Source organism: Streptomyces sp. NPDC048507 (assembly GCF_043199995.1).
Lineage (GTDB): Bacteria > Actinomycetota > Actinomycetes > Streptomycetales > Streptomycetaceae > Streptomyces.
On the sequence record NZ_JBICWZ010000004.1, the window covers coordinates 624,518 to 637,402 of the forward strand.

Annotated in this window: 13 protein-coding genes; 9 read left to right on the forward strand and 4 right to left on the reverse strand. The window is 73.3% G+C overall.

Going from position 1 to position 12,885, the window contains the following annotated elements; all coding sequences use genetic code 11:
• Positions 1-5: 5 nt before the first annotated feature.
• Positions 6-806, reverse strand: coding sequence for a hypothetical protein (locus ACGFXC_RS15955; protein ID WP_393713146.1), 801 nt, complete (start codon positions 804-806; stop codon positions 6-8).
• Between the two features lie 62 nt (positions 807-868).
• Between ACGFXC_RS15955 and ACGFXC_RS15960 the strand changes: the two genes are divergently transcribed.
• The 4 genes from ACGFXC_RS15960 (at position 869) to ilvD (ending at position 5,332) form a co-directional block, all read left to right on the forward strand.
• Positions 869-1,795, forward strand: coding sequence for a Ppx/GppA family phosphatase (locus ACGFXC_RS15960; protein WP_393713148.1), 927 nt, complete (start codon positions 869-871; stop codon positions 1,793-1,795).
• A 68-nt stretch (positions 1,796-1,863) separates the two neighbouring features.
• Entirely contained in the window at positions 1,864-2,691 is an 828-nt protein-coding gene (locus ACGFXC_RS15965; RefSeq protein ID WP_393713149.1) for a sugar phosphate isomerase/epimerase family protein, read from the forward strand.
• On the forward strand, positions 2,688-3,359 hold the full coding sequence (locus tag ACGFXC_RS15970) for a TetR family transcriptional regulator (RefSeq protein WP_393713151.1): 672 nt from the start codon (positions 2,688-2,690) through the stop codon (positions 3,357-3,359). Before ACGFXC_RS15965 ends, ACGFXC_RS15970 begins: the two co-directional genes overlap by 4 nt.
• 122 nt (positions 3,360-3,481) lie before the next feature.
• Entirely contained in the window at positions 3,482-5,332 is a 1,851-nt protein-coding gene (gene ilvD / locus ACGFXC_RS15975) for a dihydroxy-acid dehydratase (RefSeq protein WP_393713153.1), read from the forward strand.
• A 27-nt stretch (positions 5,333-5,359) separates the two neighbouring features.
• Here the strand turns inward: ilvD and ACGFXC_RS15980 are convergent, their stop codons facing one another.
• Positions 5,360-7,504, reverse strand: a complete 2,145-nt coding sequence (locus ACGFXC_RS15980) for a serine/threonine-protein kinase (RefSeq protein ID WP_393713154.1) — start codon at positions 7,502-7,504, stop codon at positions 5,360-5,362.
• A 106-nt stretch (positions 7,505-7,610) separates the two neighbouring features.
• Here ACGFXC_RS15980 and ACGFXC_RS15985 point away from each other — a divergent pair, with 106 nt between their 5' ends.
• From ACGFXC_RS15985 to proC, 5 genes are all read left to right on the forward strand, one after another.
• Entirely contained in the window at positions 7,611-7,913 is a 303-nt protein-coding gene (locus tag ACGFXC_RS15985) for a peptidase (RefSeq protein ID WP_393713156.1), read from the forward strand.
• 124 nt (positions 7,914-8,037) lie between these two features.
• The gene (locus tag ACGFXC_RS15990) at positions 8,038-8,568 is read left to right on the forward strand and encodes a hypothetical protein (RefSeq protein WP_393713157.1); all 531 of its coding nucleotides are present in this window, start codon (positions 8,038-8,040) and stop codon (positions 8,566-8,568) included.
• An 82-nt stretch (positions 8,569-8,650) separates the two neighbouring features.
• Positions 8,651-9,451: an ABC transporter ATP-binding protein gene (locus tag ACGFXC_RS15995; protein WP_393713158.1), complete on the forward strand. Its 801-nt coding sequence runs from the start codon at positions 8,651-8,653 to the stop codon at positions 9,449-9,451.
• Positions 9,448-10,185, forward strand: coding sequence for an ABC transporter permease (locus ACGFXC_RS16000; protein WP_393713159.1), 738 nt, complete (start codon positions 9,448-9,450; stop codon positions 10,183-10,185). The genes ACGFXC_RS15995 and ACGFXC_RS16000 overlap by 4 nt, the downstream gene beginning before the upstream one ends.
• Positions 10,186-10,284: 99 nt before the next feature.
• Positions 10,285-11,094 (forward strand): pyrroline-5-carboxylate reductase, encoded by an 810-nt coding sequence (gene proC / locus ACGFXC_RS16005; RefSeq protein ID WP_393713160.1) that lies wholly within the window; start codon positions 10,285-10,287, stop codon positions 11,092-11,094.
• A gap of 18 nt (positions 11,095-11,112) precedes the next feature.
• Here the strand turns inward: proC and trpS are convergent, their stop codons facing one another.
• Both trpS and ACGFXC_RS16015 read right to left on the reverse strand, forming a co-directional pair.
• On the reverse strand, positions 11,113-12,120 hold the full coding sequence (gene trpS, locus ACGFXC_RS16010; protein ID WP_393713161.1) for a tryptophan--tRNA ligase: 1,008 nt from the start codon (positions 12,118-12,120) through the stop codon (positions 11,113-11,115).
• A gap of 514 nt (positions 12,121-12,634) precedes the next feature.
• Positions 12,635-12,885, reverse strand: a 251-nt coding sequence (locus tag ACGFXC_RS16015; RefSeq protein WP_393713163.1) for a hypothetical protein, incomplete at its 5' end; no start/stop codon positions are given.

A 12,885-nucleotide genomic window follows, 5' to 3' on the forward strand; every position in this document is an offset into this window, starting at 1 on the left:
GCCCCTCAGGCGGGGTCCGCCGGATGCGGGGCCATCGGCAGCAGCGAGGACAGCCGGGCCTCGCACAGCGCCACCAGCGCCGCGTACCCCTGCTCGCCCATCAGCTCCGTCAGCTCCGCCCGGTACGACACGTACACCGGCTTGCCGGCCCCGTGCGCGGAGGTCGCCGAGGTGCACCACCAGTGCAGGTCGTGGCCGCCCGGACCCCAGCCCCGCCGGTCGTACTCGCCGATCGACACCTGGAGCACCCGGGTGTCGTCGGGGCGGTCGATCCAGTCGTACGTGCGCCGGATCGGCAGCTGCCAGCACACGTCCGGCTTGGTCTCCAGCGGCTCCTGGCCCCCCTTGAGGGCCAGGATGTGCAGCGAACAGCCGGACCCGGCCGGGAACCCGGGCCGGTTCAGGAAGATGCAGGCCCCGTCCCAGCGGCGGGTCTGCTTCTCCCCGTCGTCGTCGAACTGCGTCCACCCGGACTCGCTGCCCACGTCGTGGAACTGCCACAGCTCGGGCGTCAGCCGCGCCACGTGCTCGGCGACCCGCTTCTCGTCGTCCTCGTCGGAGAAGTGCGCGCCGAGCGTGCAGCACCCGTCGTCCGCCCGGCCGGCCTGGATGCCCTGGCAGCCGCTGCCGAAGACGCAGGTCCAGCGGGAGGTCAGCCAGGTCAGGTCACAGCGGAAGACCTGTTCCTCGTCGGCGGGATCGGGGAATTCCACCCAGGCGCGGGGGAAGTCGAGCCCCTTCTCGTCCCGCTCCTTGCCCTTGTCCTTCTTCGACCGGGTCTTGTTGGCCTTCTTCGTATTTGGCACATTCCCCAGCCTAAGGGCCCCTTGGGTCACCCCCGCGCGTCCCGCCCAGTAGCGTTTCCCGCATGAGACTCGGTGTCCTCGATGTGGGTTCGAACACGGTGCATCTGCTGGTGGTGGACGCGCACCCCGGCGCGCGACCGCTGCCCGCGCACTCGCACAAGGTGCAACTGCGCCTCGCGCAGCTGCTCGACGCGCGCGGCGCCGTCACCCCCGAGGGCGTCGAGCGCCTGGTCTCGGTGATCGGCGACGCCGTGCAGGCCGCCGAGGACAAGGGCTGCGAGGACCTGCTGCCGTTCGCGACGAGCGCGGTGCGCGAGGCCACCAACGCCGACGAGGTCCTCGCCCGGGTCAAGGCCGAGACCGGGCTGGAGCTGCCCGTGCTCAGCGGGGAGGACGAGGCCCGGCTGACGTTCCTCGCGGTCCGCCGCTGGTTCGGCTGGTCGGCGGGCAAGCTGCTGGTCCTCGACATCGGCGGCGGCTCGCTGGAGATCGCGTACGGCATCGACGAGGACCCGGACACGGCCGTGTCCCTCCCGCTCGGCGCGGGCCGCCTCACCTCCGCCTGGCTCCCGGGAGACCCGCCGGACCCGGCGGACGTGAAGGCCCTGCGGCGGCACGTGCGGACCCAGATCGCCCGTACGGTCGGCGAGTTCAGCCGCTCCGGTGCGCCGGACCACGTGGTGGCCACGTCCAAGACCTTCAAGCAGCTCGCCCGGATCGCGGGCGCGGCCCGGGAGGCGGACGGCCTCTACGTCCAGCGCGACCTGACCCGCAAGTCCCTGGCCGAGTGGGTCCCGCGCCTCACGGAGATGACCATCGCGGAGCGCGGCGCCCTGCCCGGCGTCTCCGAGGGCCGGGCCGCGCAGCTGCTGGCGGGCGCGCTGGTGGCCGAGGCCACGATGGACCTCTTCGGCGTGGACGAGCTGGAGATCTGCCCGTGGGCGCTGCGCGAAGGCGTGATCCTGCGGCGCCTGGACCACCTGCCGTAGGCCGTCCCTCGCGGACCGTGGCCGACCCGCGCCGCCCCGGCGGGGCGGGTGCCCCGTAACCTGTCCCCGTGGCAGAACCAGTCCGTCCCCCGACCACCACCGCCCCGAAAGTCGCCCTCTCCACCGCCTCCGTCTACCCGGAGTCCACGGCGACCGCCTTCGAGATCGCCGCCCGCCTCGGCTACGACGGCGTCGAGGTCATGGTCTGGACGGACCCGGTCAGTCAGGACGTCGACGCCCTGCGCCGCCTGTCGGACCACCACCGGGTGCCGATCCTGGCCATCCACGCCCCCTGCCTCCTCATCACCCAGCGCGTGTGGTCCACCGACCCCTGGACCAAGCTCCAGCGGGCCCGGGCCGCGGCCGAGGAGCTCGGCGCCGGCACGGTCGTCGTGCACCCGCCGTTCCGCTGGCAGCGCCAGTACGCCCGGGACTTCGTCTCCGGGATCTGGCGGATGGCCGACGAGACCGACGTCCGGTTCGCCGTCGAGAACATGTACCCCTGGCGCTACCGCGACCGCGAGATGCTCGCCTACGCGCCCGAGTGGGACGTCACGAAGGACGACTACCGGCACTTCACCGTCGACCTGTCGCACACCGCGACCGCCCGTACGGACGCCGCCGCGATGATCGACCGGATGGGCGACCGGCTGGCCCACGTCCACCTCGCCGACGGGAACGGATCCGCGAAGGACGAGCACCTCGTCCCCGGCCGCGGCACGCAGCCCTGCGCCGAGCTGCTGGCCGGGCTCGCCCGCTCCTCCTTCGACGGGCACGTCGTCATCGAGGTCAACACCCGCCGGGCCATGTCCGCCGCCGAGCGCGAGGCCGACCTCGCCGAGGCGCTGGCCTTCACCCGCCTCCACCTGGCGAAGCCGGCCCGGCGGCGGCCGTGACGGAACCCACCGGACCCACCGGACCCACCGGACCCGCCGGACCCGCCGGACCCGCCGGACCCGCCGGGCGGCGCCGCGGCCCCGGCCGCCCCCGCCAGGACGAGGCCGGCGACGGTCCCGGCACCCAGGAGCGGATCCGCCTCGCCGCCCGCGAGGTCTTCGCCGAGCGCGGCTACGACAAGACCTCCGTGCGCGGCGTCGCCAAGGTCGCCGGCGTGGACCCGGCCCTGGTGCACCACTACTTCGGGAGCAAGGACGACCTCTTCGCCGCCGCCATCGAGCTGAGCATGGAGCCCGCCCTGGTGGTCCCGGCGATCATCGGCGACGGCCCCGACGGCATCGGGGAGCGCCTGGCCCGCTACTTCCTCGGCATCTGGGAGAACCCCCTCACCCGGGCCCCGCTGCTGGCCGTCATACGCTCCGCCCTCACCCACGAGGCCGCGGCGAAGGTGCTGCGCGGCCTGATCCTGCGCCGGGTGCTGGAGCGGGTCGCCGCCGACCTCGACGTACCGGACCCGACCTTCCGGGCCGAACTGGCCGCCTCGCACATGATCGGCATCGCGATGCTGCGCTACGTCGTCCGGGTGGAGCCCATGGCGTCCGCGGACCCGGAGCGGATCGTCGCCCTCGTGGCGCCCGCGCTGCAGCGCTACCTGACCGAAGAGTGAGCCTGCCGTCCCGGCATCCGGACGCCCTGTCCGGATCGCGGGCGGTGGGCGTAGCCTCGTAACCGAGCCATATCCACAGTCGCGGCTGACCGTACAGCCGCACTCATGGGGAGTGAAACCGCATGCCCGAGCTGAGGTCCCGCACCGTCACCCACGGCCGCAACATGGCAGGCGCCCGTGCGCTGATGCGCGCGTCGGGCGTAGCGAGCGAGGACATCGGCAAGCCGATCATCGCGGTCGCCAACTCCTTCACCGAGTTCGTCCCCGGCCACACCCACCTGGCGCCGGTCGGCCGCATCGTCTCGGACGCGATCCGCGCCGCGGGCGCGATCCCCCGCGAGTTCAACACGATCGCGGTCGACGACGGCATCGCCATGGGCCACGGCGGCATGCTGTACTCCCTGCCCTCCCGCGACCTGATCGCGGACTCGGTCGAGTACATGGTCGAGGCGCACTGCGCCGACGCCCTGATCTGCATCTCCAACTGCGACAAGATCACCCCCGGCATGCTGATGGCCGCCATGCGCCTCAACATCCCGGTCGTCTTCGTCTCCGGCGGCCCGATGGAGGCCGGCCAGGCCGTCCTCGTCGACGGCACCGTCCGCAAGCTCGACCTGATCGACGCCATGGTCGAGGCCTCGAACGAGAACGTCTCCGACGAGGACGTGCTCCGCATCGAGGAGAACGCCTGCCCGACCTGCGGCTCGTGTTCCGGCATGTTCACCGCCAACTCGATGAACTGCCTCGCCGAGGCCATCGGCCTCGCCCTCCCCGGCAACGGCTCCGTCCTCGCCACCCACACCGCCCGCCGCGCCCTGTACGAGGACGCCGGCCGCACGGTCGTGGAGATCACCAAGCGCTACTACGAGGACGGCGACGAGTCCGTCCTGCCGCGCAACATCGCCACCCGCGAGGCCTTCGAGAACGCGATGGCCCTCGACATCGCGATGGGCGGCTCCACCAACACGATCCTGCACCTCCTCGCGGCGGCGCAGGAGGCGGGCCTGGAGTACGACCTCACCGACATCGACGCCGTCTCGCGCCGCGTCCCGTGCCTGTCCAAGGTCGCGCCCAACGTGGCCCCCGGCGGCACCTACTACATGGAGGACATCCACCGGGCCGGCGGCATCCCCGCCATCCTCGGCGAGCTGCACCGCGGCGGGCTCCTCAACAAGGACGTCACCACGGTCCACTCCGAGGGCCTGGAGGACTGGCTCGCGAAGTGGGACGCCCGCTCCGGCACGGCGTCCGACACGGCCATGGAGCTGTGGCACGCCGCCCCGGGCTGCGTGCGCTCCGCGACCGCCTTCTCCCAGTCCGAGCGCTGGGACACCCTCGACCTCGACGCCGAGGGCGGCTGCATCCGCTCGGTGCAGCACGCGTACTCCAAGGACGGCGGCCTCGCCGTCCTGCGCGGCAACATCGCGGTCGACGGCTGCGTCGTCAAGACGGCCGGCGTCGACGAGTCGATCTGGACCTTCGAGGGCCCGGCCGTCGTCTGCGAGTCGCAGGACGAGGCCGTCGACAAGATCCTCCGCAAGGAGATCACGGCGGGCGACGTCGTCGTCATCCGCTACGAGGGCCCGCGCGGCGGCCCCGGCATGCAGGAGATGCTCTACCCGACCTCCTTCCTCAAGGGCCGCGGCCTCGGCAAGGTCTGCGCCCTGGTGACGGACGGCCGCTTCTCCGGAGGCACCTCGGGCCTGTCCATCGGCCACGCCTCCCCGGAGGCGGCCTCGGGCGGCGACATCGCGATCGTCCAGGACGGCGACCGGATCCGCATCGACATCCCGAACCGCTCCATCGAGCTCCTGGTCGACGAGGCCACCGTCGCCGCCCGCCACGCGGCCCTCGGCGGCGTCTACGCGCCCAAGAACCGCGAGCGCAAGGTCTCCGCGGCCCTGCGCGCCTACGCGGCGATGGCGACCAGCGCCGACAAGGGCGCGGTCCGCGACGTCAGCCTCCTGGGCTGACCCGTACCTCCCCCGCCCCGCCGGGCCTCACCACCCGGCGGGGTCCCGCGTCCCGACGGCGAACACGCTCCCGTCGGGCGCGGACCCGTACACCCGCCCGTCGGCGACGACGGGCGCCGGCAGGGTCGCGCTGAAGGTGTCGTGCCCGGTCCCCATCCGGGGCCTGGTCTGCCCGGCGAGCCGCCCGGCGGCCGCGTCGACGGCCAGCAGCCGGCCGTCCGCGGCGCTGAGGAACACCCGGCCCTCGCCGACGACGGGCTGCGAGGACAGGGCCGTGCCCGTCTCCAGTCGCCAGCTCTCCCGGGCCGCCCCGACGGCGGCCAGCCCGCCCGACGTACCGACCGCGTACACGGTCCCGTCGGGCCCCACCGTCGCCTGCGCGTCGAAGAGCGGGGACGCCAGCCGGGTGCGGACCACGGCCCGGGTCGTCAGGTCCACGCGGACGACCTCGGTCGTCTTGGACTCCGCGTCCTTGTCCACCAGGTGCAGCGCCCCGTGCGCGGTCCCCACGGGCCGCAGCCGTCCCTCGGTCTGCACCCGCCAGTCCTCCGCCCCCGTGCGCGGATCCACGGCGGCCAGCTGGGTCGAGGCCGTACCGGCCCCCGACGCCGCCAGGTACAGCACCGCCGCCTGCGGGCCCGCCGGGCCGCCCCACCACACCGAGCCGGCCCGGCCGATCTGCTTCGTCCACAGGGACCTGCCGTCGGCGGGGTCCACGGCGCTGACGGCGCCGTCCGCGCCGACGAGCAGCACAGAGCCGCCGGCCACCACCACCCGGGCCCCGCCCGGCAGGCTCCGCTTCCAGCGCGCGGCGCCCGAACCCGGATCCAGGGCCTGGAGCGCGCCGCTGCCGGAGGCGACGGCCAGGACCAGCCCGCCCGCGTACAGCGGAGCCCCGTCCCGGTCCCCGCGCTGCTCGCCGCCGGTGGCCGGCGCGGACCACAGCACCGTGCCCGTCGCCGGGTCCAGCCGGGCGGCGGCCACCCCGGGGGCCCGGCAGTACAGGGCACCGGCCTGCCACGAGCAGGCCGGCCCCGGCCCCGGGCTGTCCGGCTTCGCCAGCGCCACCGCCCACGGGGCGAAGGCCCGCTGCGCCGCGGCCGGGGCCCCGGCCGCGGACGGCTCCCGCTCCGTCCCGAACCGGAGGTACCCGCCCAGCGCCGTCCCCGTCAGCAGCACCGCCACGGCCGCCGCGACGGCGAGCCGCCGCCCGCGCCGCCCCGCAACGGCGGGGTCCGCCGACAGCCCGGCGGGCGGCGGGGCGGCCACGGCGATCCCGTCGCGCCGGTGGGTGGGCTCCTCGACGGGGACGGGCCGGCGCGGAGGCGGTATGAAGGCCTGCGTGTCCTCGGCCGTCCGGCTGGTCACGGTACGGATCTCGGCGATCAGCGCGTCGGCGGTCGGCCGCCGCGCCGGATCCTTCGCCAGGCAGCGGGCCACGACCGCCACGAGCCGCGCGGGCAGCCCCGTCAGATCGGGCTCGCTGTGCACCACCTGGTACGCGACGAGGTAGTGGCTGTCGGAGTCGAACGGCCCCCGCCCGGTCGCCGCGTGCACCAGCACCGCGCCCAGGGCGAAGACGTCGGCGGCCGTCCCGACCTCGCGGGGCGACTGGAACTGCTCCGGCGCCATGAACGGCGGCGTCCCGATCAGCTTGCCGGTCTCCGTGCGCAGATCGCTGTCGGCCGGGCGCGAGATGCCGAAGTCGATGACCCGCACCCCGTCCGGGGCCATGAGCACGTTGCTGGGCTTCAGGTCCCGGTGCACCACCCCGGCGCGGTGGATGTCCCGCAGGGCCTCCGCCAGCCCGGCGGCGAGCCGGGTCAGCTCGTCGGCGTCCAGCACGCGCTCGCGCACCCGCTCGGACAGCGTCGGCGCGTCGACGAACAGGGTGGCCATCCAGGGCCGTTCGGCATCCGGGTCGGCGTCCACGACGGGCGCGGTGAACGCCCCGCTCACCCGCCGCGCGGCGGCGACCTCCTGGCGGAACCGCGCCCGGAACTCGGGGTCCACCGCGTGCTGCGCGTGCACGACCTTGACGGCGAGTTTCAGCCCGGAACTGGAGGCGGCCAGGTGGACGACGCCCATGCCGCCGGAGCCGAGCACGGATTCGAGCCGGTACCGGCCGGCGTACTCCGGGAACCCCGCGTAATCCGCACGCAGCGACTGCACCGCTCACCACCCCCGCCGGAGCCTAGTCGATGGCCCGTGGGAACATCCAAGGGCTTGCTACCCTGCGCGCGTTGCGCAGCGCAACACCCATGGGGGGAGAATTCACATGTCCGTAGAGAACGAATCCGGCCACGCCCAGAGCATGGCCGCCGAGTCCGGCTTCCAGCGGTTCCCGGTCGCGCCCGGCTACAGCGTCAACGTCCGCAGCGGCCCCGGGACCGGGTACTCCATCGTCGACACGCTGCCGGTCGGCGCGGTCGTCTCGGTCCGCTGCCAGTGCCCCGGCACCACCGTCAGCGGCCCGTACGGCACGACGAGCCTCTGGGACTGCATCGGCAACGGAGAATTCGTCTCCGACGCCTACGTGAAGACGGGCAGCGACGGCTACGTCGCTCCCCGCTGCGGCTGAGCCGTCCGGCCCCCGCCCCGGGCGGCCTCCCCGGAGACCGCCCGGGGCGGGACCTGCGGCCGTCACCGTTCTGCCACGTGAGACACCCCGGGCCGGCGCGCCGCCACGAGGGATAATCGCCGGTGTGAGCGACGACCAGCAGCGAGACCAGAGCCTCCCCGGCGCCCCCGCGACCGAGCCCGCGGCCGGACCACGGCCCGAGCCGATCCGGTTCTTCGGCACCAGCTGGGTCGAGCACGACAACGGCTACGCCCTGCGCCGGGCCGGCGCCGCCGCCGGCTCGCTGATCGGCGCCGTCGCCGCCGCGTACCTGCTGCGCCTCGCGTACGAGGGCCTGGAGATCGGCAACGTCGGCCCGTTCCTCAGCATCTCCGTCGTCGTGCTCTTCGCGATCGCCAGCTCCATCGCGTTCGCCAAGACCTGGGAGTCCTTCGGCCGCCGCCCCGCGCCCTCCTCCGACGAGGCCGCCCTCAAGGGCCTGAAGGCGATCGGTTTCATCGGCTCCCTCATCGCGTACTTCCTGCGCTGCCTCGTCGAGGCCCCGGGCGAGAAGCTCCGCCGCGCCGAGTACGAGCGCGCCGTGACCGAGGCGGCCCGCCGCCGCAGCAGCCGTACGGGCAACCCGGCCGCCCGCCGCCCCAAGCGCAAGAAGTAACCCCGCCGGGCCACCGGCCCCGCACCGATTCCGGCCCCTCACCGATTGACGCCCCGGCACCGCCAGGAGCATTATTCATCACATGATGAATAACCAGCGGGAGGCGGCACACCCACCCGCCGTCCACGCCCACGGCCTCACCGTCCGCCGGGGCACCGGCCGCACCCCCCGCACCGTCCTCGACGACCTCGCCTTCGACGTCCCCCGCGGCCGCATCACCGGCCTCCTCGGCCCCTCCGGCTGCGGCAAGTCCACCCTCATGCGCGCCGTCGTCGGCGCCCAGGCCCACGTCACCGGCACCCTCGACGTCCTCGGCCACCCCGCCGGCCACCCCCGCCTGCGCTCCCGCATCGGCTACGTCACCCAGGCGCCCTCCGTCTACGACGACCTCACCGTCCGGCAGAACCTCGACTACTTCGCCGCCGTCCTCGACCCCGGCCGCACCGCCGCCGAACGCCGCCGCGAGAGCGTCACCCGCGCCCTCGCCGACGTCGACCTCACCACCCGCGCCGACGCCCTCGCCGGCCGCCTCTCCGGCGGCCAGCGCAGCCGCGTCTCCCTCGCCGTCGCCCTGCTCGGCGCCCCCGAACTCCTCGTCCTCGACGAACCCACCGTCGGCCTCGACCCCGTCCTGCGCCGCGACCTGTGGAACCTCTTCCACGACCTCACCGCCACCCGCGGCGCCACGATCCTCGTCTCCTCCCACGTCATGGACGAGGCCGAGCGCTGCCACGACCTGCTCCTCATGCGCGAAGGCCGCATCCTCGCCCGGGACACCCCCGAAGCCCTGCGCACCCGCACCCGCGCCACCACCGTCGAGGAGGGCTTCCTGCGCCTGGTCGACGAAGCGAACGCCCTCGCAGCCCAGGAGCAGAGCCGATGAACACCGCCCGCACCGCCGCCACCGCCGCCCGCGTCCTGCGCCAGCTCCGCCACGACCCGCGCTCCGTCGCCCTGATGCTGCTGGTCCCCGTCCTGATGCTGACCCTGCTCCGCTACGTCTTCGACGGCAGCCTGCACACCTTCGACGGCATCGGCGCGTCCCTCCTCGGGATCTTCCCCCTCATCACGATGTTCCTCGTCACCTCCATCGCCACCCTGCGCGAACGCACCTCCGGCACCCTGGAGCGCCTGCTGGCCATGCCGCTCGGCAAGGGCGACCTCATCGCCGGCTACGCCCTCGCCTTCGGGGCCGTCGCCGTCCTCCAGTCCCTCCTCGCCACCGGCCTCGCCGTGTGGGCCCTCGGCCTCGACGTCGTCGGCTCCCCCTGGCTGCTCCTCTTCGTGGCCCTCCTCGACGCCCTCCTCGGCACCGCCCTCGGACTCTTCGTCTCCGCCTTCGCCGCGTCCGAGTTCCAGGCCGTCCAGTTCATGCCGGCCGTGATCTTCCCGCAGCTGCTCCTGTGCGGGCTCTTCGCGCCCCGCGACACCATGCAGCCCCTCCTCTCGGGCCTCTCCGACGTCCTGCCGATGTCCTACGCCGTCGACGGCATGACCCAGGTCCTCACCCACACCGACATGACCGCCGACTTCGTCCGCGACGCCGTCGTCGTCGCCGCCTGCGCCCTCCTCGTCCTCGCCCTCGGCGCCGTCACCCTGCGCCGCCGCACCCCGTAGGCCGCCCACGGACCGGACACCCGCCCCGCCCGCCGGACGCCGGGTGCAAGGATGAGCGGGTACGTGCTCCTGACGTCCGTTCGGCGAGGTGAACCCGGCATGACCCAGACAGTCGCAGTCCTCGGTACCGGCAAGATCGGCGAGGCCCTGCTCAGCGGGATGATCCGCGGCGGCCGGCCGGCGGCCAAACTCCTCGTCACCGCCCGCCGCCCCGAACGCGCCGAGGAGCTCCGCAGCCGCTACGGCGTCGAGGCCGTCAGCAACGCCGAGGCCGCCAAGCGCGCCGACATCCTGATCCTCACGGTCAAGCCCCAGGACATGGGCAAGCTCCTCGACGAGCTCGCCCCGCACGTCCCCGCCGACCGCCTGGTCATCAGCGGTGCCGCCGGCGTCCCCACCTCCTTCTTCGAGGAGCGGCTCGCCCCCGGCACCCCGGTCGTCCGCGTCATGACGAACACCCCCGCCCTGGTGGACGAGGCGATGTCCGTCATCTCCGCCGGCAGCCACGCCACCGCCGCCCACCTCCAGCACACCGAGGAGATCTTCGGCGGCGTCGGCAAGACCCTGCGCGTCCCCGAATCCCAGCAGGACGCGGCCACCGCCCTCTCCGGCTCCGGACCCGCCTACTTCTACTTCCTCGTCGAGGCCATGACCGACGCGGGCATCCTCCTCGGCCTGCCCCGCGCCCAGGCCCACGACCTCATCGTCCAGGCCGCCATCGGCGCCGCCGTCATGCTCCGCGACAGCGGGGAGCACCCGGTCAAGCTCCGCGAGGCCGTCACCTCCCCGGCCGGTACGACGATCAACGCCATCGTCGAGCTGGAGAAGCACGGCGTCCGGGCGGCCCTGATCGCCGCCCTGGAGGCGGCCCGCGACCGCAGCCGCGAACTCGCCTCCGGCAACAGCTGACCGTCCGGACGCGGAGAGCTACGCGTACGAGGGCGCCAGCAGCCCGATCGCCCCGTACGCCCGGTCCACCACCGGACGCGCCAGGGCCCGGGCCCGCCCGGCGCCCTCGCGCAGCACCCGGTCGACCTCCCCGGGATCGGCCGCCAGCACGGCGTGCCGCTCCCGCAGCGGCCGCAGCAGCTCGACCACGGCGTCGGCGACGTCCCGCTTCAGCGGCCCGTACTGCGCGTACCGTCCGGCGAGCTCGCGCGGGTCGCCGCCCGTACAGGCCGCGAGGACGTCCAGCAGGTTCGCCACCCCCGGGCGCGCCGCCCGGTCGTAGACGACCCCGTCGTCCCCGCTGTCGGTCACGGCCCGCATCACCTTGCGGCGCACCACTTCGGGCTCGTCGAGCAGATAGACGATCCCGGCCCCGTTCTCGTGGGACTTCCCCATCTTCGAGGTCGGGTCCTGGAGGTCCATGACCCGGGCCGCCACGGCCGGGAGCGTCGCCCTCGGCACGGTGAAGGTGTGCCCGTACCGCTGGTTGAACCGCACCGCCAGGTCCCGGGCCAGCTCAACGTGCTGGCGCTGGTCCTCGCCCACCGGCACCTCGTCCGTCCGGTACGCCAGGATGTCCGCCGCCATCAATACGGGATAGGTCAGCAGCGACAGCCGTACGCCGTCCCCCGCGGCCCGCGCCGTCGCCGCCTTCTCCCGGTACTGGATCATGCGGCGCAGTTCCCCGTCGGTGGCGGTGCACTCCAGCAGGTACGCCAGTCGCGTGTGCTCGTCGACATGGCTCTGTACGTAGAGGGTGCAGCGCGCCGGATCCAGCCCGGCGGCGAGCAGCAGCGTCGCCGCCTGCCGGCTGAGCCGTCGCACCCGCGCCGGATCGTGTTCGACGGTCAGCGCGTGCAGGTCGACGACGCAGAACAGCGCGTCGTCCGGCTCCCGGTCGGCGGCGACCCACTGCCGCACGGCCCCCAGGTAGTTCCCCAGCGTCAGGTGCCCGGTCGGCTTGACGCCGCTGAAGATCCTCGTCATGTCCCGCTCTCCCTCTGTGCGTGGTGTCGGGCCGCCGTTCCGGGCGGCCGTCCCGCTCCCGGGAGGGGAGGAAACGAAAACGGCCGCCGAAGCGGCGGCCGTGAGCGCATGCGTGCTCGTGTGGATGGTCGGCCGCCGTCAGGCGGCCCACCAGCACAGGCTGAGCGTGAGCGCATGCGTAGTCATGGGAGGCAGCGTAGCCCGGGACGGTCGAGTAGGAGGGGAGCTTTCCCTCAGGTCGGCCGGGGGTTGACACGTACGTACCCGGTCCGTAAGGTTCTTCGAGTTGTCCGAAGTGAGCGCCGACCCCGGTCGGTCCCCGGACAGCCATCCCGCACCTACACATTCGAACGCGCCGACGCATCCTGTCGACTCGTTTTCATGCGTATTTGCGAATGAGGAATCCGCGTTCCAGGACGCAGCCCCCGATTGGCTTCGAGGGCAGGGAATCCGCTACTGTCTCACTCGCCGGAAGGGCCCAACAGCCCGGAACGCACACCCCGCTGACTGGGAGTCAGGCCCGAAAGGATCTGATAGAGTCGGAATCGCCGGAAAGGGAAAGCGCGAAAGCGCAGGACCTGGAAAGCACCGAGGAAATCGGGCCCGAAAGAGTCTGATAGAGTCGGAAACGCAAGAACAGAACAGAACGAAAGCCCGGAGGAAAACCCGCGAGGGTGAGTACAAAGGAAGCGTCCGTTCCTTGAGAACTCAACAGCGTGCCAAAAATCAACGCCAGAAGTTGATACCCCGTCCACTCCGGTGGAT